The organism is Nocardiopsis sp. CNZ308 (assembly GCF_004217075.1).
In genome coordinates, this window is record NZ_SHKJ01000001.1 from 5,422,252 (window position 1) to 5,441,455 (window position 19,204).

Consider the following 19,204-nt stretch of genomic DNA (forward strand, 5'->3'; position numbering starts at 1 on the left):
GAGCGCCATGCGCGGCCCCGGAAGAACGGTGGACCTGCTCAGGGAGAGGCACGCGGCCATTGAGGAACCCGTCGAATTCGAACTGCTCGGGCGCCGCTGGCACGCGCTCCCGGGGGTCTACGCGCCCCACCTGACCACCTCCGCGGCGCTGTACTCCGCCTGGGTCCCCTTCCCGGTCAACGGGGCGTTCTGCGAGGTCGGATGCGGTACGGGCTACCTCTCGGTGCTGGCCGCGCTCAGCGGGTGCGCCACCGTCACGGCCACGGACATCAGCCCGGAGGCCGCGGAGAACACCCGGATGAACGCACGCGAACACGGCGTGGAAAACAGGGTGCACGTCTACCGCGGCGACATGTTCGAATCCGTTCCCGAAGGCGTTCTCCACGACGTCGTCTTCTGGAACTCCAATTTCCTCAGCGCCGCCCCGGAGGGTGGTGTGAAAAACGGTTTCGACCGTTCCCTGTTCGATCCCGAATACGCCTCGCACCGCGCTTTCATGCAGAACGCGGAGAGGGTGCTGGCCCCCTCGGGCCGCCTCCTGCTGGGGTTCACCGACCTCGGTGACGCCGACCTGCTGGAGTCGGTGGCCGCCGACTGCGGCTGGCGCACGGTCCCGCTGCGGCGGCACCTGGGCCGTTACCCCGAGGGTTCGGTCCTCTTCGAGCTGCGCGAACTGGTCCGGCTCTGATCCGCCTCCTCACGTGTGGGCCCGGGCCGGTCAGGCCCGGTGTCGCAGGGACCTCAGGGCCAGGGGCACCAGCAGGGCCGTGGCCGCGGCGAACCACAGGGCGCTGACCAACAGGGGGGCGGCCACCGGCCCGCCCGCCGACAGCCCCATCAGGACCTCGTGGGTGCTCGACATCGGGTTGAGCCGGATGACCGGCTGGGCGGCCGGCGGGAACGCCTCCAGCGGGACCAGCCCCGACGACAGCAGGAGCAGCAGGGTGATGGGCGAGGTGAGCGCGCCCGACACCGCCTGCTCGCTCCGGGCGCGCAGCGCCACCACCAGCGCCAGCCACAGGAACATCCAGGCGAAGGCCATGACCACGCCGAAGAAGGCGAGCGCGGCCCAGAACCCGGCGGTGAGGCGGAACCCGAACAGGTACGCCGCGGCCACCGTCACCACCGCCACGGTCAGCAGCCGTGCCAGGTCGCCCAGAAGCCGCCCGACCAGCAGCGCCGGACGCGCCACCGGCATGGTGTACAGCCGGTCGAGGAACCCGGTGCGCACGTCGGCGTGGTACCCGACCCCGGTGCCGACACAGGCGTAGGCCGTGCCGAACAGCACGATGGCCGGAGCCAGCCGCGCGACGTAGGACTCTCCCGTGGCACCCGAGACGACCTCGCCGAAGATCACCAGGAGGGTGACGAGCAGGATGAGGGGGAACCCGAAGGCGTCCCCGAGCAGTTGCGGGCTGCGCAGGAACCTGCGCAGTCCCCGGCCCGCGAGCAGGGCGCTGTCGTAGAGCACGGTCACACCGCCTTCCGGAAGGAGCGGACGGCCGCCCACGAGAAGACGGCGCCCAGCACGGCCGTCCACACCAGGGCGGGCGCCACGGCCCCGGCCACGCCCTCGCCGGTGGCGAGCGCGCGCAGCGCGTCGATGACCACCGAGACCGGCGAGGCGGCGATGACCGGTTCGAGCCAGCCGGGGAAGGCCTCGGCCGGTACGAACGCCGTGGACAGCATCAGCAGGGGCAGGTAGACGAGGTTGAGGACGGCCGACACCGACTCGGGGTCGCGTGAGGCCAGCCCGACGGCGCTGGTCCCCGCGGTCAGCACCAGCCCGAACAGCACCGCGAGCGCGACGAAGCCGAGCGCGGCGGGCGCCCCGCCCCCGAACCGGAAACCGGCGACGAACCCGCACAGCAGGATGACCGCCACGGAGACCAGGGCCCAGACGGTGTCCGCCAGGAAGCGTCCGACCAGCAGGGCGCCCCGGTTGACCGGCATGGAGCGGTAGCGGGCGATGAGGCCGTCGCGCCGGTCGGCGGCGAGCATCGGCGCCGCGCTGTTGGCCACCGAGAACATCCACTGCACGATGATCGCGGGCGGCAGGAACTGGGCGTAGTCGACGCCCTGCTGCCCGAGCAGCCTGCCGAAGAGCAGCAGGAAGCCGAAGACGAAGACGGCCGGGAACACCCCCAGGGTCACCAGGGTGCCCGCGTCGGCCCGGGCGCGGATGTTGCGCCCGGCCGTGGCCGCCCCCTGGGCCAGGAGGTTGCCCAGTCCCCGCTCCGTCGCGGCCGAGGTCGGTGGAGCGCTCACCGCGATCCCTCCCCGGTTCCGCCGGCGGGCGCCTCCGCGTCCCGTGCCGAGCCGCCGGCGGACGCCCCCGCTCCCTCGGGCGGGTTCCCGGTCAGGTGGAGGAAGACCTCGTCCAGGGTGGGTCTGCGCAGGCTGAGCACCTCGGGTTCGATCCCCGCCCCGTCCAGGGCGCGGGCCAGGCGGGCCACCGTGCCCGCGTCCGGCGCCGGGACGATCAGCGCGCCGTCCGCCTCCTGGACCCCGGCCGCCTCCGAGCGCAGCAGCTCCCGGGCGCGCCCGCGGTCCTCCGGGGGGACCCGCACCTCGCACACCGATCCGCCGACCCGCGCCTTGAGCTGCTCCGGGGAGCCCTCGGCGACGAGTTCTCCCCGGTCCACGACCACGACGCGGTCGGCGAGCCGGTCCGCCTCCTCCAGGTACTGGGTGGTGAGCAGGACGGTGGTGCCCGCGTCGCGGCGCTCGCGCACCACGTTCCACAGGTCGCCGCGCGTGCGGGGGTCGAGGCCGGTGGTGGGCTCGTCCAGGACCAGGACCGGCCGTTCCACGATGAGGCTGGCGGCCAGGTCCAGGCGCCGCCGCATCCCGCCCGAGTAGGAGCCCACGGAGGCGTCCGCGGCGTCGGACAGGCCGAACCGGTCGAGCAGCTCCCCGACCCTGGCCTTGGCCCTGGCCCGGGGCAGCCGCAGCAGCCGGGCGAAGAGCATCAGGTTGGCCCGGCCGGTCAGGACCTCGTCGACCGCGGCGAACTGGCCGGTGAGGGCGAGGGAGGAGCGCACCCCGGCGGGGTCGGTGCGCACGTCGTGTCCGTCGACGACCGCCGTCCCGCGGTCCGGGACGAGCAGCGTGGAGAGGCAGTGGACGAGCGTGGTCTTTCCGGCGCCGTTGGGTCCGAGGAGCGCGGTCACCGTTCCGGGGGGCACGTCGAAGGTGACCCCGTCGAGTGCGGTCACCTTTCCGAACGTCTTTCCGAGTTCCTCGACCCGTATTCCCTGAACACCCACGCGGTGGTCGCCTCCTTGCGTTCTCTGGTGAACCCGTCACGCCCTTTTCCCCCGAGGCGGGGGCTGCCATGATGCCACAGCCGACGCCTCGCGAAGAAAGGACCGGGAAAGGCGGATCGCCGCCGGGACGGCGACCCGCCGCGGACGGCGCCGATCAGGACGAGACGGGCGTCTGCTGGTGGAACAGCAGCCGCCAGGCCCCGTCCCTGCGGGCGTAGACGCTGGTCATGTACAGGCGGTAGACCATGTCGCGGCCGGTGACCTCCGCGGTGGCCCGGTAGGTCAGGACCGCGCTGTCGTCGGTGATGCGCACCAATTTCGGATTTTCCAGGGTGAATCCGACGAACGGGCTGTCATTGGCCTCGATCTCCTCCACGAGGTCCTGTCCGGTTCCGACGCCGTCGTGTTCGACGACGACGGTGTCGTCGGTGACCATTTCTCGGTAGAAGTCCGCGTTCGCGCTGGAGATCGCCTCCCATCCGCGGTGCTCCAGGTCGAACAGTTCCTTGAGCAGGGCGTCGGCTGTGTTGTCGGACATCGTTCTCTCTTTCCTTTTCTCGGCGTTCTCGTCGCGGTCCTCAGGGCGTGGAGGGCCAGGGGTCGTCGGCCGGGGCCAGGCCCACCTGCGCGAGCAGCGCCCCGACGACGTCCCCCGGCCGGTCGATGAGGTAGAAGTGCCCGCCGGGGAACTCCGCCGAGCGGAACTCCCCGTGGGTGACCGAGGCCCAGTCCCGCGCCTCCTCCGCGGTCACCTCCGGGTCCTCGGTGCCCCGGACGGCCAGGACCGGCGTGGCCAGCGGCGGCCCGGGGCGCGGGCCGTACCCCTCGATGAGCGCGTAGTCGGCCCGGATGGAGGGCAGGACCAGGTCGCGCACCTGCTCGTCGCCGAACAGCGCCGGGTCGGTGCCGCCGAGCCTGCGCACGTCCTCCAGCACGGCGGCCTCCCCTCCGGCGGAGACGGCGGTGTCGCGCTGCGTCCGGGGCGAGGGACGGCCGGACACGACCAGGGACCCCAGCGCGCGACCGGTGCGCGCCTCCAGCGCACGCGCGACCTCGTAGGCGACGGCGGCCCCCATGCTGTGCCCGAAGAGCACCAGGTCGGGACCCGCGGCCGGGGCCAGCGCCTCGGCCAGCGGCCCTACCAGCCCGTCCATGTCGCGGGCCGGGGGATGGGCGATGCGGTCCTGGCGCCCGGGGTACTGCACGGCGTGCAGCACGGCCCGGTCCGGCACCAGCCTGGCCCAGGGGCGGAAGAAGCCGGCGGTCCCGCCGGCGTGCGGGAAGCACACCACCGAGACGGCGCCGGGCGCGGCCGGAGCGCTCAGACGGCGCAGACCGGCCGCGGTCGCCTCAGGTACGGACACGGCGGTGCTCCTCCTCGTCCTCGGACGGCACGCGTGCGCGCAGCTCCTCCAGGGAGAGCGGCACCGGTTCGGGTTCGTGCAGCGGCTCCGGCCGGCCCAAGGGGGCGGAGGCCTCCTGCCAGACCCGGGACAGGGTCAGGTGGTACTGCCCGCGGCGCAGGGCGTCCTCGGCGGTGTCGGCCGCCCGGCTCAGCTCCGCCAGCCCCAGCGCGGCGGCCCGCGGCCAGAGCCCGGTGAGGATCTCCCGGTACCCGGGCGCCGAGGCGGGTCCCCACGGCTGGACGCTGGGCAGGTCCAGGTGCGCGGCCTCGGCGTCGCCGTAGTCGGCCAGCTCCCGGCCGGAGCGGGGGAAGTGCGGCCGGGGGCTCCACAGGACCGGGCCGTGGGCGTTGGCGAGCAGCAGGTGGCCGCCGTCGGCCCCCGCGGTCACGCGCAGGAGGACGTGGGCGTGGTTGTCGGGGTCGGCGGGGTTGAGCTGGTTCTGCACCCGCAGGGTCACCGGGACCCCGCCGACCGCGCCCTCGACCGTGCGGAACGGCCCGCCCGCCCCGGTGGCGTCCGCGCCGGTCGCGGCGGCGAAGGACCAGGGCCGCCACCGGCCCACGGCCGCGCCGACGACGTCCAGGGCGTGGTAGAGCACCTGGAGGCCGCAGACGACCTCGACGTAGCGCAGCGGCTGGAGCGAACGCAGCGCGCGCACGCCGTCCAGGAAGCGGCGCACCGGGGCGACCCGGTCGTAGTGGGTGCTGACGCGGTAGGCCGCCCCGCCCTCGCGGGCCGCGCCCAGGGTGGCCGCGAGTTCGTCGTGGTGCAGCGGGCCCTCCTGGATCACGTGCACCCCCCGGCGCAGCAGGGCGCGGGCCAGCTCGCTGCCGGGTCCGCCGTTGACTCCGGCGTAGACGGCGACACAGGCGAAGCGCACGCTCGCGGGCAGGTCGTCGACGGAGGTGTACAGGGGGACCCCGGCCGCGCGGGCGCACTCCGCCGACCTCCGGCTCCCCCGGGCCAGGACCCCGGCCGGGCGCAGGTCGGGGTGGTCGCGCAGGGCGGCGAGGTAGACGCGGCCGAAGCCGGTCCCGCACACGACGGTCTCGCCGCGCCCGTCTTCGGTGCCCGTCACAGGACCCCCTCCTCGACTCCAGAGTGCGCGTCATCGTCGTCGGCGAGGCGCAGGAACGCGACGCCGGGCGCGTCCCGCAGGCCGTCGAGGACCCCGGCGGTCGGCAGCGCCTCGCCCGCCCAGTGCGTTCCGCCCGCCGCCCCGCCCCCGGCCGCGAACCGCACCGCCAGGGCCGCGGCCTCGGCGCTCAGGGCCGGACCCGCGCCGGTGAGCGCGAGGACCCGGGTGCGCTCACGGCCGTCGGTCCGGCCCCTGGCCCGCAGCACCAGCGCCTGGTACTGGGTGCGGCCGAACACCTCCAGGCCGGAGGCGCGCACGAGCAGGTCCGCCAGGGCGTCGGGGTCGGTGACGCCCCGGCCCCGCGTCCCGGCGAGCGCGTCGGTGGTGCGCGTCCCCTCGAAGACGTGCCACCAGTCCAGGCGCTCCAGGGACAGGGCGCGTGCCAGGCGCTCGGCCTCGGGGCTCAGGAAGGGGTGCAGGGACACGGGCCGGGGCAGGAAGGGCAGCCGCGCGTCCGCCTCGGGCCGCAGGGCGCCCGCGACACGGCGGCCGCCGCGCCAGGCCGCCAGCGAGCGGTCCGCGCCGGAGGCCAGCCCCGCGACGTAGTCGCGCGCGGCCGCCGGGGTGAAGCGCTCCAGACCGCCGGAGTGGACCGTCATGTCCGTCACCCGGTCGAAGCCTTCGGCCAGCACGCGGGGCAGCAGCGTGCTCAGCCCCGGCAGCAGGCCCGCCCCCAGCAGGGCGCAGCGGCCCGGTGCCGGGGCGGGGGCCCCCGGTCCCGCGGGGGAGAGGTGGTCGCGTCCGTCGTCCCCCACCGACACGTAGTGGGCGCCGGCCGCGGCCGCGGCCCGCAGGACCCGGTCCCCCAGGAGAGCGGAGGGGCCCGCGCAGTTGACCACCACGTCGTGGGAGGCGCAGAACTCCGCCAGCCCCGCGGGGTCCTCGGCGTCGACCACGCGCACGGCCGCCCCGGGGGGAGGGCCGGACAGGCGGCCGGGGTCGCGCACGCCCGCCGTCAGGCGCGTCCCGGTACCGGCCAGCCGCGCCAGCAGCGCGGAACCGACCGCCCCCGCGCCGCCGAGTACGCCCACGCGGGTCATCGCGGCCCCTTCCGTCCCGTGCCGTGCGGCGCGCGTCGGCCCGCCGCGAGGAGGAGCCGCGCGGTCGTGTCCACGTGCGGCTCGCGCAGACAGGAGAAGTGGTCCCCGGGCACGTCCTGCACCGTCAGCTCGCCCAGGCACAGGTCCCGCCAGAACCGCGTCATATCCTGGCGCAACCAGGGCAGGAACCTGGTGTCGGAGGCCTCCCGCAGGAACACGGCGTCGCCCGCGTAGGGCTGGGGCCGGTGCGCCGCCACCGCGGCCATGCTGTGGCGGTACACGGGGTACAGCGCCGCGACGTCCTCGCCCGCGAGCCCCGGACCCACCGCTTCGGCCATCGTCTGGAAACGGGCCCCGGCCCCCTTGTCCGCGAGGGCCCGGAACGCCCGCGCCGCGTCGGCCAGGCCCTCCTCCTCGGGGAGCCGGGCCAGCGCGCCCTCGGGCACCCGTCCCGGCGTTCGCGCCAGGACGGCGTCGAAGGCCCGGGCGAGCACCGCGTCGTCGGGGTAGCCCAGCTTGGCGGTGTCGGCGCCCAGGACGCGGGCGAAGACGAACTCCAGGACGAGCTCGTCGCGGACCTCGTGGGGCAGCCGGTAGCTGCTGATGATGCTCAGGCTGGCCACGTCGGCCCCGGCCTCGGTGAGGTTGCGCGCGACCTCGGTCGCCAGCAGCCCGCCCATGCAGTAGCCGACCACGTGGAAGCGGTCCCCCTCGCGGAGCAGGGACTCGGCGTAGTCGGCGGCCAACCGGTCGATGTGCCCCTCCGGCGGGTCGTCGCCGATCCGGCCGCCGTCCAGCGCGATCCCCAGGAGCGGGCCGTCCGCGGCCAGCAGGGGCGACAGCGACCGGTAGGGGTTGAGCGTGCCCGTGCCGTCGTGGACCAGGACGCGGGTGGCCTCCGCGTCGGATCCGCCCGTGCCCACCAGCGAGAACCCGGGGGAGCGGCGGCCGGACCCGGCGGGCGCGGCCGTCCCGGCGTCCTCCCCCAGGGCCGCGGCGAACCCGGAGACGGTGGGGTGGTTGAGCAGGGTCCGCAGGACGGTGTCGTAGTAGTGGGACCCCACCTCGGGGACGCTCTCGCGCATCCGCCCGGCGACCTGGGCGATGAGCAGGGAATCCCCGCCCAACTGGTAGAAGTCCTCGTTGCGGCCCACACGGGAGACCGGCAGCAGGTCGAGCCAGACCCGCGCGATCCGCTCCTCCAGGCCTTCGCGGGGCTCCTCGGCGGCGTCTCCGCCGCCGCCGGAGGCCCCGGGCAGAGCCCCCGCGAGGCGTTCGGCGTCGACCTTGCCGTTGGAGGTCAGCGGCAGGGAGTCCAGCACGGTCACGCTCGCGGGCACCATGTGGGCGGGCAGCGCGGCGGCCAGTCGCGCGCCCAGTTCGGCGGGGCGCGGGTGCGCCCGGTCGCTCTTGTACACGGCGGTGAAGACGTGCTGGCCCAGGGAGTCGGCGGGGTCGTCCGGACCGGGCAGCACCGCCGTGGCGTCCGCGCCCGACTCCGTGAGCAGCCCGCTCCACTGCGCGACGGACAGGAAGGTCTGGTCGGTGCCCCGGCGCTCGTCCCGGTAGTCCCACTCCCGAGGGTCGTCCTCGGGCATCATGAACTCCATCGAGGTCATGATCTGGAGGTTCTCCCGCGTGGTCTCGATGAACACGAGCCGACCCCCGGGAGCGAGCAGGCCCGCGAGGCGCTCCAGCACCTGTCCGGCGTCGCGCGAGTTGTGCAGCACGTTGGCGGCGACCACGACGTCGTGGCTGTTGGGCGCCAGGCCCTGCTCCTGCGGCTCCCGGTTGATGTCGAACAGTCCGTAGTCCACCCACGGCAGGTCGCCGTGGCGGGCCCTGGCCTCGTTGAGGAAGAACTGGGAGACGTCGGTGAAGGTGTACCTGACGTGGGCGTCGGCCAGGCGCGGGATCAGCTCGCTGCTGGTGCCGCCCACGCCCGCGCCGACCTCCAGCACCCGGCAGGGCCGGTCGGGGCCGAAGGCCGAGGCCGCGCCGACCACGCTCTCCACGGCGGCGGCGTTGACGTAGCGGCTGATGACGTTGTCGCGGTAGGCGGCGTGGGAGACGTCCACGCGTCCCTCGGGGAACAGCAGGGGCAGCGGGTCGGTGTCGTCGCGCAGCAGTTCGGGCAGCCGCAGCAGGCTCTGGCGGAAGTAGTCCAGGAGCAGCCGGGGGTAGGCGTCCTCGCGCTGGAGCCGCATCGCGTGCGCCCAGGCGCGGTCCCGCGCTCCGGGGTCGAACGGGAGGCTCGCGCTGAGCAGGTCGCCCTCCCTGCGCAGCAGCCCGTCCCGTTCGAGCGCCAGCAGCCAGCGGCGCAGCAGCCGGTGGTGGCGGGGCGCGGCGGCGGTGGCGTCCGCGATCTCGTCCAGCGTGTGCCCGCGCCCGGGGTCGGCGAGGACCCCCTGGGACGCCAGGGCGTGCAGCATGCCCTGGCGGCAGGCGTCGTCCAGCCGGGACATGAACGCGGCGGTCTCCTCCGGGTCGACGTCGCCGACGGCCGCGGAGGCGCGGGCGTGCGCCCGCGCGCGTTCGGCGCCGAGGTCGGGGCGGGCCGCGCCGGGCAGCGGGGCGGGCTGGACGAAGGCGGCGAGCCTGCGGGTCAGAGGGCTGTCCCCGACGGGGAGCACGACGGCCGCGCCGACCTCCGGCGCCTCCGTGAGGGCGGCCTCGACCTCCCCGGGCTCGATGCGGTGGCCGCGCACCTTCACCTGGCGGTCGCTCCTGCCCAGGAACTCGATCGTGCCGTCGCCGCGGTAGCGGCCCAGGTCGCCGGTGCGGTAGAGGCGCTCCCCGCTCCCGGGGCGGGTCACGAACCTGTCCGCGGTCCGTTCCGGGTCGCCCAGGTAGCCCGACGCCAGTCCCGCCCCGCCGATGTACAGTTCGCCCGGCACGTGGTCGGGGCGGTCGCGCAGGGCGTGGTCGAGGACGTGGAAGGTCTGATTGGCCAGCGGCGTCCCGTAGGGGATGGAGGCCCAGGCGGGGTCGACCTCGTCGACGGGGAAGGCGATGGACCACACGGCCGCCTCGGTGGCCCCGCCGAGGGAGACCACCCGCAGGCCGGGCGCCCGGCGGCGGATCCGGTCGGGCAGGGCGACGGGGATCCAGTCCCCGCTGAGCATCGCCAGCCGCAGGCTGCCGACGTCCCGGCCGCCTCCGGAGGCGAGGTGGTCCTCCAGCATCTGCATCTGGGCGGGCACGGAGTTCCAGACGGTGACACCGTGGCGCTCGACCAGCTCGGCCCAGTGGGAGGGGTCCCCCCGCCGGTCGGCGTCGGGCAGGACGAGGCAGGCCCCGGCACCGAGGAGCCCGAAGACGTCGAAGACCGACAGGTCGAAGCCGAGGGAGGCCAGGGCGATCCCGCGGTCGTCGGCCGTGACGCCGAAGCGCTCGCGCACGTCGTGCAGCGTGTTGAGGGCGGCCCGGTGCGAGACCATCACGCCCTTGGGCCTTCCGGTGGAGCCCGAGGTGTAGATGACGTAGGCCAGGTCGTCCGGGCCCGCGCCGGTCGGGTCCGGCACGTCCGGCGGCTCCGGGGCGGCGTCCGGACCGTCCTCGTCCACGGTCAGGACCCGGGCACCGGTACCGGCCGCGGCTCCGTCGGCCGTCCACGGCTGGGCCAGGACGAGGCCCGCCCCGGCGTCGCCCAGCAGGAGCCCGCGGCGGGCCGCGGGCTGCCGGGCGTCCACGGGAAGGTAGGCGCCTCCGGCCAGGAGGACGGCGAGGACGGCCACGACCTCTTCCCAGCCCTTGTCCATGACCACGGCGACGACGTCCCCGCGGCGCAGCCCCTCCCGCCGCAGCCGGTCGGCCAGGCGGACGGCCCGGGACAGGACCTCGCCGTGGGTGAGGACGCGTGTTCCGCACACCAGGGCCGGGCGTTCGGGGTGGGTCCGGGCGGCGGCGACGGCGTCCTCGTGCAGCAGCCCCTCGGGCAGGGGAGCGGCGGTGTCGTTGGCGGCGCGCCTGGTCCGGGCCTGGTCCGCGGGCAGCGCCACCGGCGCGGCCTCGTCCCAGGCCGCTCCCTCGGCCAGACGGCCCAGGAGACCGTCGAAGGCGGCGAACATGGCCTCCACGACACCTTCGCGCAGCACTCCCCGGCGCACGTCCCACCGCGCCGACAGGCGGCCCTCCTCGGCGACGGCCTGGGCGTCGATCCACACCTGGGGGGTCTGGCTGCGCCCGTAGGCCGGGGCACCGAGGGAGCCCGGTTCCCGCTGCTCCGCCTCCTCCATCCCGACGGTGCTGGTGAAGACGACCGGCATGAGGGAGGCGCCGGGCCCGCGCGTGCGGGCCGTCTCGCGGATGACCTCGACACCGCTGAAGGAGCGGTGTTCGAGGTCGGTCAGGAGCTGCTCCTGCGCGGCGCGGGCGCGCCCGGTGAAGGAACCGGCGGAGTCGGTGTGCAGCTCCAGCAGGTTCACGGAGGTGAAGTCGCCGACCAGGCGGTCCACGTCGGGGTGGTGGGCGTTGCGGTTGAGCAGGGTGAGGTTGAGGCAGAAGGCCGGTGCGGCGCTCCAGGCCCCGACGACCTCGGAGAACGCCGCGAGGACGGCGGTGGACGGGGTGATGCCGCGCGCCCGGGCCTGTTCCTGGAGGCCCCGCCAGGCGTCGGGGTCCAGCCCGGTCTCCCACCGGTCGAACCGGCCCGGCGCGCTGCGGGCGGCCCCGGGCAGCACGGGGAGCTCCGGCCCCGGGGGGAGGCTCTCCACGCGCCGCGCCCAGTAGGCGCGGTCGCGTTCGTACACGGGCCCCTCGCGCAGGCGGTGCTCGGCCAGCAGGTGGTCGCGGAAGGTGATGCCGAGCTCCGGCAGTTCGGCCTCCGGATCGCGGTGCAGGAGGTCGAGTTCGCGCACCAGGACGCGCACGCTGGCGTAGTCGGCGGTGAGGAAGTCGATGGAGACGTGCAGGAGGTCGCCGTCGTCGGCCCGGGTGACGCGCACGTCGAACATCGGCCACGTGCCCGGCTCGTAGACGCGGTGGTCCATCTGCTCCCGCACGCGCAGGCGGCGCGCGCGCACCTCCTGCGGAGGCTGCCCGCGCAGGTCCTCCACGGCCACGGTGTACTCGGGGACCTCGGGCCGCACCCGCTGGTGGCCTTCGGGGTCCACGACGGCCCTGAGCATGTCGTGGCGGCGCACCAGCGCGTTCCACGCCCATTGGAGGCGGTCGGGGCGAAGGTCGCGCACGGGCATCTCGGCGTAGACCTGGCAGGGGGAGCCGCCGTAGTCGAACGCCCCTCCCCGGCCCAGGAGGTAGGAGGACTGGACGTCGGTCAGCGGGAAGGGGTCGTGGCGGCCCTCCGCGTCGTGGCGGACCGCGGCCGAGGCCTCCTGGAGACGGGCGATCAGCCCTTCCCTCCGCGCGCTCAGGCGCTCGCGCAGAGCCGGGTCCAGGACCCCCCGGGGCGCGCGGAAGCGCAGCCGTCCGTCCTCCACCCACAGGTGGACCCCGAGGTCGTGGAGCTCGGCGAGGAGCTGTGCGTGGCCTCCGTTGTCGGAAGTCATAGGGTTCCTTCCTCGAACTCGTGGTCGGTGGCGGACGGGCCGCGGTCCAGCAGGGCGGCCAGCCCCCGGACCGTGGGCGCCTCGAAGACGCGGCGCAGGGGCAGTTCGGCGCCGAAGCGGCGGCGCAGGGCCTCGGTCATGCGGGTGGCGAGGAGGCTGTCCCCGCCGAGCGCGACGAAGTCGTCGTCGCGGTTGACGGTGTCCAGGCCGAGCAGGTCGGCCCAGATGTCGGCCACCGCCCGTTCGGTCGGGCCCTCGGGCGGTGCGCCCGCGGCGGCGTCGTTCCCGGCCTGCTGTCCGGCCAGGGCCGTCAGGGCGGCCCGGTCGACCTTGCCGTTGGCGTTGAGCGGCATTCGGGGCACCGTCACCACGTGGGCGGGGACGGCGTGCTCGGGCAGCCGGTCGGCGAGGAAGTCCCGCAGCGAGTCCGGAGCCTCCTGGCCCTCCACGGCGGTCACGAACGCGACCAGGCGGGGTGAGGGCGCGGGGGAGACCACCACCGCGGCCGTGCCCACTCCCGGGTGGGCGCGCGCGGCGGCTTCGACCTCTCCGAGTTCGAGCCGGTGGCCCCGGATCTTGATCTGGTGGTCGTCGCGGCCCAGGAACTCCAGGCGGCCGTCGGGCCGGTACCGCCCCTGGTCGCCGGTGCGGTACCAGCGTGTGCCGTGTTCGTCGGTGACGAACCGGGCGGCCGTCGTCGCGGGGTCGCCCCGGTAGCCGAGGGCCACGCCCGCGCCGCCGATCCACAGCTCTCCGGGCACCCAGTCGGGGCGGTCCCGGCCGTCGGGCCCCACGACCCGGAAGCACTGGCCGGACAGGGGGCGGCCGTAGGGGATCGAGGGCCAGTCCGGGTCGGGTTCGGTGACCTCTTCGTAGTTGGACCAGATGGCGGCCTCGGTGGCCCCGCCCATCGCCACGAAACGACAGTCCGGGGCCGCCCGCGTGACCTGTCCGGGCAGGTCCAGGGGCACCCAGTCACCGGAGACCATGACCACGCGCAGTCCCGACAGGGACTCCGGTGCGCCGGTGGCCGCTTCCACGAGCATCTGGGCGAGCACGGGGACGGTGTTCCACACCGTCACGCCGTGTCGGCTGACGGCCCCGCACCAGGCGGCGGCGTCCCGGCGCTGTTCCTCGGTGGGCAGGACGATCGCGCCGCCGGCGCCGAGCAGGCCGAACACGTCGAAGACCGACAGGTCGAAGTCCAGTGCCGACACGGCGAGGACACGGTCCTCGGGGCCGATATCGAAGCGTGCGCACACGTCGGCCACGGTGTTCACCGCCGCCCGGTGGGCCACCTCCACCCCCTTCGGTTCGCCCGTCGAACCGGAGGTGAAGATCACGTAGGCGGACGTGTCCGCCCCGACCCGGGCCGGTCGTTTCCAGGGTTCCGCCGCCAGGGCGGGTTCCAGGTCGTCCAGGACCAGTGTGCAGTCGGCGCGGCGGAGCATGCGTTCGCGGCGCAGGGCGGGTTGGTCCACTCCCACGGGTACGTAGGCGCAGCCTGCGGCGAGGACGCCCAGGACCGCCGCGACCTGGTCGGGGCCCTTGGGCAGGCTCACCGCGACGGTGTCGCCGGGGCGGGCGCCCCGCTCGCTCAGGTGGGCGGCGGTGCGCAGGGCGCGTTCGGCGAGCTCAGCGTAGGTCCACCGGCCCCCGTCCCAGACCACGGCGACGCGGTCGGGTTCGCGTTCGGCCCAGGCGAAGAAACCGCCGTGCAACAGGTCCGAAGCCGGACGCACCGGGGTGTCGGCCGCGATCCGGTTCACCCGCTCACGCGTGAGGAGCTGCTCCGGCGGGGGAGTGTGCACCGGCCGCCGCGTCCAGTCGCCGTCCAGCAGCTGGCGCAGCACGCGGCCGTAGGCGTCGAACATCGCGTCCAGCACGCCCTCGGGGAACAGGCCCGACACCGCGTCCCACACCAGGGCCAGACCGCCGTCGCGCTCCACCACCTGGTGGTCCAGCCACACCTGCGGCGTCTGCGACACGCCCCAGACCGGTTCGGCGAAGGAGGGGCGTACGGCCGCGTCGCCCGTTCCGGTCGCGCCTATCGTGCTGGTGAAGACCACGGGCATCGACACGTCCAGGGAGCCCCGGTGGCGGGCCAGCTCGGAGAGGACCCACCGGGCGGTGACCTCGCTGTGGTCCAGGTCCTGGCCCATCCGGCGGTGCAGGCGCGTGACGCGCTCGGCCCAGCTGTCCCCCGGTTCGGGCTGGTAGCCCGCCAGGAGCAGGGAGGTGAAGTCGCCGACCAGGGACCCGACGTCGGGGTGGGCGTCGCGGCGGTCGAACAGGGTGAGGTTGATCGTCAGGTGCGGGTTCGCGCTCCAGGCGCCGAGCGTCTCGCAGAACGCCGTGGCCAGCACGGCCGAGGCGGTGACCCCGTGGGCCCGGGCCGCGGCGAGCAGGGCCTCCCGTTCGCGGGTGTCCAGCCACTGCTCGCGCCGCTCGAAGCGCGGGGCCCGCACGAGCGAGGGGTCGGTCGCCAGCGGCAGCTCCGGCGGACCGGGCAGGGCGCGGACCCGGGCGGCCCAGTGGCGTTCGGCGCGTTCCCGCCGCTCCGGGGACGGGTGCACGCCCAGCACGTAGTCGCGGAAGGTGAGCCCGAGCGGTGCCAGCCGGGCGTTCGGGTCGGCGTAGAGGCGGTCCAGTTCGCCCAGGAGGATCATCGCGCTGAGCGCGTCCACGGTGAGCGCGTCGATGCTCAGGCCCAGCCGGACCCTTCCACCGCCGTAGCGCACCGCGCGCAGGTCGAACAGCGGCCAGGTCAGCGGGTCGATGAGCTGGTGGGACATGGCCGCGCGCAGGTCCGCCAGGGCCTGACCGGCGTCCTCGTCGGAGGCGTCGGTGACCGGGACGGTGAACCGGGGCACCTCGGGGAGGACGCGTTGGCGTCCGTCCGGGGTGAGCACGGCCCGCAGCATGTCGTGACGCAGGACGAGCAGGTTCCAGGCCTCCTCCAGCCGTGCGAGGTCGATGTCGGCACCGTCGTACTCGGTGTAGAAGTGGCAGTCGACCCCGCCGAGCGCGAAGTCGTCTCCGCGGCCGATCCGGTACGCCTGCTGCACCGAGGTCAACGGGAACGGTTCGTGGCGCTCCTCGGGGCGTGCGACCGGAGCGCTGAAGCCCGCTTCACCGGTCCCGTCCCGCAGCCCCCGGGCGAACTCCCGCAGCGAACCGGCGGAGAACAGCAGGCCCAGGTCCGCTCCGCGCAGTCCCCGGTCGTTGAGGCGGACGATCATGCGGGTGGCGAGGAGGCTGTCCCCGCCGAGCGTGAAGAAGTTGTCGTCGCGGTTGACGGTGTCCAGGCCGAGCAGGTCGGCCCAGATGTCGGCCACCGCCCGTTCGGTCGGGCCCTCGGGCGGTGCGCCCGCGGCGGTTCGTCCGACCTGTTCTCCGGCCAGGGCCGTCAGGGCGGCCCGGTCGACCTTGCCGTTGGCGTTGAGCGGGATCCGGGGCACGGTCACCACGTGGGCGGGGACGGCGTGCTCGGGCAGCCGGTCGGCGAGGAAGTCCCGCAGAGCCTCCGGTGCCGTGCTTCCTGCGGCCACCGTCACGAACGCGACCAGACGGGGTGAGGGCGCGGGGGAGACCACCACCGCGGCCGAGGTGACGTGGGGATGGGCGCGCGCGGCGGCTTCGACCTCGCCCAACTCCAGCCGGTGGCCCCGGATCTTGATCTGGTGGTCGTCGCGGCCCAGGAACTCCAGGCGGCCGTCGGGCCGGTACCGCCCCTGGTCGCCGGTGCGGTACCAGCGCACTCCTCGCTCGTCGGTGACGAACCGGGCGGCCGTCGTCGCGGGGTCGCCCCGGTAGCCGAGGGCCACGCCCGCGCCGCCGATCCACAGCTCTCCGGGCACCCAGTCGGGGCGGTCCCGGCCGTCGGGCCCCACGACCCGGAAGCACTGGCCGGACAGGGGGCGGCCGTAGGGGATCGAGGGCCAGTCCGGGTCGGGTTCGGTGACCTCTTCGTAGTTGGACCAGATGGCGGCCTCGGTGGCCCCGCCCATCGCCACGAAACGGCAACCGGGGGCCAGGTCTTCGACGCTCCGGGGCAGGTCCAGGGGCACCCAGTCACCGGAGACCATGACCACGCGCAGTCCCGACAAGGACTCCGGGACACCGGTCGCCGCCTCCGTCAGCATCTGGGCGAGCACGGGGACGGTGTTCCACACCGTCACGCCGTGTCGGCTGACGGCCCCGCACCAGGCGGCGGCGTCCCGGCGCTGTTCCTCTTCGGGTACGACCACCGCGCCGCCGACGCCGAGCAGACCGAACACGTCGAAGACCGACAGGTCGAAGTCCAGTGCGGAGACCGCGAGGACACGGTCGTCGGGACCGATGCCGAAGCGGGCGCACACGTCGGCCACGGTGTTCACCGCCGCCCGGTGGGCCACCTCCACACCCTTGGGCTCACCCGTGGACCCCGAAGTGAAGATCACGTACGCCGACGCCTCCGGGGAGACCTCGGTCGGGCCGTCCCACGGCCGCGTCTTCGACACCGGTTCCAGGTCGTCCAGGACCAGTGCGCAGTCGGCGCGGCGGAGCATGCGTTCGCGGCGCAGGGCGGGCTGGTCCACTCCCACGGGTACGTAGGCGCAGCCTGCGGCGAGGACGCCCAGGACCGCCGCGACCTGGTCGGGGCCCTTGGGCAGGCTCACCGCGACGGTGGCGCCGGGGCGGGCGCCCCGCTCGCTCAGGTGGGCGGCGGTGCGCAGGGCGCGTTCGGCCAGTTCGGCATAGGTCCACCGGCCCCCGTCCCAGACCACGGCGACGCGGTCGGGTTCGCGTTCGGCCCAGGCGAAGAAACCGCCGTGCAACAGGCCCGCACCGGCGGCGACACCGTCCGTCAGCGGAGAGGCGGCCATGGCGGCCTCGTTGACCCGTCTCCTCGCCGCCAGGTGGTCCCGTGCCGGTACGGCGACCACCGGTGTCGACCAGTCGCCCGCCAGGACCTGTTCGAGTACGCGGCCGTAGGCGTCGAACATCGCGTCCAGCACGCCCTCGGGGAACAGGCCCGACACCGCGTCCCACACCAGGGCCAGACCGCCGTCGCGCTCCACCACCTGGTGGTCCAGCCACACCTGCGGCGTCTGGGAGATCATCCACCCCGTCTCGCCCAGAACCTCGCGGACCTGCGGTTCGATCAGCTCGCCCATGCCGACGGCGCTGGTGAACACCACGGGAGCGGGGGCGGGCGGCCCGCCCCGCCGGGTCAGGTCGCGCAGCACCTCCACACCGCTGTAGTCGGAGTGGGCGACGTGCTCGCGCAGACACGCCTGGGCGTCGGCCACCCGGTCGGCGAAGGAGGCGGTGCCGGTGAGGTCGAACGCCACCAGGACGAGGTTGGTGAAGTCGGCCACGATCCCCTCGACACCGGCCCCCGTCCCGTCCAGGGTCTCGCGGTCGAACAGGGGCAGGTTGAGCAGGAAGCGGGGTGCGGCGCTCCACGCGCCGACCACCTCGGCGAACGCGGCGGCCAGGACCATCGGCACCGTGGCCCCGTGCGCCCGGGCGAGTCCGGCCAGTCGTTCCCGGCGCTCGGGGCCGAGCCAGTGCTCGCGCCGCTCGAAACGCGGAACACCCGCCCGGGCGGGATCGGCCGCCAGCGGCAGCTGCGGCGGACCGGGCAGTTCGGGGACCCGCGACGCCCAGTAGTCGCGGTGCGCGTCACGGGAGGGGGCCCGGCGCCTCTCCCGCGCCGCGAGGTAGCTCGCGAAGTCCGTGCCGAGCGGGGGCAGCTCGTCCCGGGGGCTGCGGTAGAGCTCGGCGAGTTCGACGAGGGCGATGCGGATGCTCTGGACGTCGGTGGCCAGCAGTTCGAAGTTCAGGTGCAGCCGGTGCCCGCCGTCCGGCAGCAGGGAGAGGCATGCGGCGAGCACCTGCCCCGAGGCGATGTCCAGGAGGCGGTGGGAGAGGCGCTCCCTGCGCTCCTCCAAGCGCCGGTCGGCCTCCGCCTGGTCGAGGTGGCGCAGGTCGTCGGTCTCCAGCGGCTCCACGCCGGGCTCGGGGAGGACCCGTTGCCGGCCGTCGCCGGTGTAGGCCGTGCGCAGTGCGGGGTGCCGCTGGATCAGCGCGCGCAACGCCCTCTCCAGGCGCCGGGGGCGCAGCCCGCGGCCGTCGAGTTCGACGTAGAAGTGGCAGGCGACGCCGCCGAGGACCTGGTCGTCGCGGCGTCCGATCCAGTAGGCGTGCTGCACGGGCGTCAGGGGGAAGGGTTCCCCCTCGTCCGCGGCCGGTCCGGCTCCGTCCGGGGAGCCCGTGCCGGGCGAGAGCGCGAGCAGTTCGGCCCACGCGCGCACGGTGGGACGGGCGAAGAGGTCGGGGAACCGTACGCCGAACCCCTTCGCCCTCTGGTCGTTGGCGAACTGCATCGTGCGCAGGGAGTCGATGCCCAGACCGATGAGGTCGTCCTCGGGCCCGACCTCGGAGAGGGGGCGGCCCAGCAGCGCGGCCACCGTCTCGCGCACCTCCTCGACGTCCACCGCGCGGGAGGGAACGGGCGGCGCCGGCGCGCGGGCCCCGGGGGCGGGCGCGCCGGTCGCGGCGACCGGCAGGAAGTCCGCGTGGAGGGCCCTGTCCAGCGCGGAGTGCAGTATCCGCGCGGGCACCGGCGCCTCCGCGTCGTCGCGGTCCGCGACCGCGCCGCGGGGCAGCACGACCACACCGTCGGGGACGAACCCGTGGGCGTCGGCGGTGGCCGCGCGCACCCGGCGGGCGGCCGACCGGTGGTCGCCGCCGTGCCCGTCGTCCTCCACGAGGACGTACACGGGGCCGCCGTGGAAGGGCTGCAGGACACGGACCCGAGAGGGCGACAGGGAAATGCTTCTGCCGATCCCGG

The 19,204-nt window shown here is 74.9% G+C and carries 10 protein-coding genes; 1 reads left to right on the plus strand and 9 read right to left on the minus strand.

The features are described from left to right. Positions 1–7 precede the first annotated feature (7 nt). Entirely contained in the window at positions 8–688 is a 681-nt protein-coding gene (locus EV372_RS23200; RefSeq protein ID WP_130397756.1) for a methyltransferase domain-containing protein, read from the plus strand. Positions 689–718: 30 nt separating this feature from the next. Here EV372_RS23200 and EV372_RS23205 read toward each other — a convergent pair whose 3' ends face one another. The 9 genes from EV372_RS23205 to EV372_RS23245 all read right to left on the minus strand — a co-directional run bounded on the left by EV372_RS23205 (position 719) and on the right by EV372_RS23245 (position 19,133). After that, a complete protein-coding gene (locus EV372_RS23205; RefSeq protein ID WP_486484030.1) occupies positions 719–1,471 on the minus strand; it encodes an ABC transporter permease in 753 nt (250 codons plus the stop codon). A 2-nt stretch (positions 1,472–1,473) separates the two neighbouring features. After that, positions 1,474–2,268 carry an ABC transporter permease gene (locus EV372_RS23210; RefSeq protein ID WP_130397758.1) on the minus strand — a complete coding sequence of 265 codons (795 nt, stop codon included), beginning with the start codon at positions 2,266–2,268 and terminating at the stop codon, positions 1,474–1,476. After that, positions 2,265–3,218: an ATP-binding cassette domain-containing protein gene (locus EV372_RS23215; protein ID WP_130397759.1), complete on the minus strand. Its 954-nt coding sequence runs from the start codon at positions 3,216–3,218 to the stop codon at positions 2,265–2,267. Before EV372_RS23215 ends, EV372_RS23210 begins: the two co-directional genes overlap by 4 nt. A gap of 205 nt (positions 3,219–3,423) precedes the next feature. Then, positions 3,424–3,807 carry a nuclear transport factor 2 family protein gene (locus EV372_RS23220; RefSeq protein ID WP_019607590.1) on the minus strand — a complete coding sequence of 128 codons (384 nt, stop codon included), beginning with the start codon at positions 3,805–3,807 and terminating at the stop codon, positions 3,424–3,426. A 40-nt stretch (positions 3,808–3,847) separates the two neighbouring features. Then, positions 3,848–4,633: an alpha/beta fold hydrolase gene (locus EV372_RS23225; protein ID WP_130397760.1), complete on the minus strand. Its 786-nt coding sequence runs from the start codon at positions 4,631–4,633 to the stop codon at positions 3,848–3,850. After that, positions 4,620–5,753, minus strand: coding sequence for a Gfo/Idh/MocA family oxidoreductase (locus tag EV372_RS23230; protein WP_130397761.1), 1,134 nt, complete (start codon positions 5,751–5,753; stop codon positions 4,620–4,622). The genes EV372_RS23225 and EV372_RS23230 overlap by 14 nt, the downstream gene beginning before the upstream one ends. Beyond that, on the minus strand, positions 5,750–6,853 hold the full coding sequence (locus EV372_RS23235) for an NAD(P)H-binding protein (RefSeq protein ID WP_130397762.1): 1,104 nt from the start codon (positions 6,851–6,853) through the stop codon (positions 5,750–5,752). The genes EV372_RS23230 and EV372_RS23235 overlap by 4 nt, the downstream gene beginning before the upstream one ends. After that, on the minus strand, positions 6,850–12,363 hold the full coding sequence (locus tag EV372_RS23240; RefSeq protein WP_130397763.1) for a non-ribosomal peptide synthetase: 5,514 nt from the start codon (positions 12,361–12,363) through the stop codon (positions 6,850–6,852). Before EV372_RS23240 ends, EV372_RS23235 begins: the two co-directional genes overlap by 4 nt. Next, a complete protein-coding gene (locus EV372_RS23245; protein WP_130397764.1) occupies positions 12,360–19,133 on the minus strand; it encodes a non-ribosomal peptide synthetase in 6,774 nt (2,257 codons plus the stop codon). The genes EV372_RS23240 and EV372_RS23245 overlap by 4 nt, the downstream gene beginning before the upstream one ends. Between the last annotated feature and the right edge of the window lie 71 nt (positions 19,134–19,204).

What these genes read in the sequence shown, in the direction of transcription:
- EV372_RS23200 (WP_130397756.1), top strand. Translation starts at nt 8, where the DNA reads ATGCGCGGCCCCGGAAGAACGGTGGACCTGCTCAGGGAGAGGCACGCG.
- EV372_RS23220 (WP_019607590.1), bottom strand. Translation starts at nt 3,807, where the DNA reads ATGTCCGACAACACAGCCGACGCCCTGCTCAAGGAACTGTTCGACCTG.
- EV372_RS23235 (WP_130397762.1), bottom strand. Translation starts at nt 6,853, where the DNA reads ATGACCCGCGTGGGCGTACTCGGCGGCGCGGGGGCGGTCGGTTCCGCG.
- EV372_RS23240 (WP_130397763.1), bottom strand. Translation starts at nt 12,363, where the DNA reads ATGACTTCCGACAACGGAGGCCACGCACAGCTCCTCGCCGAGCTCCAC.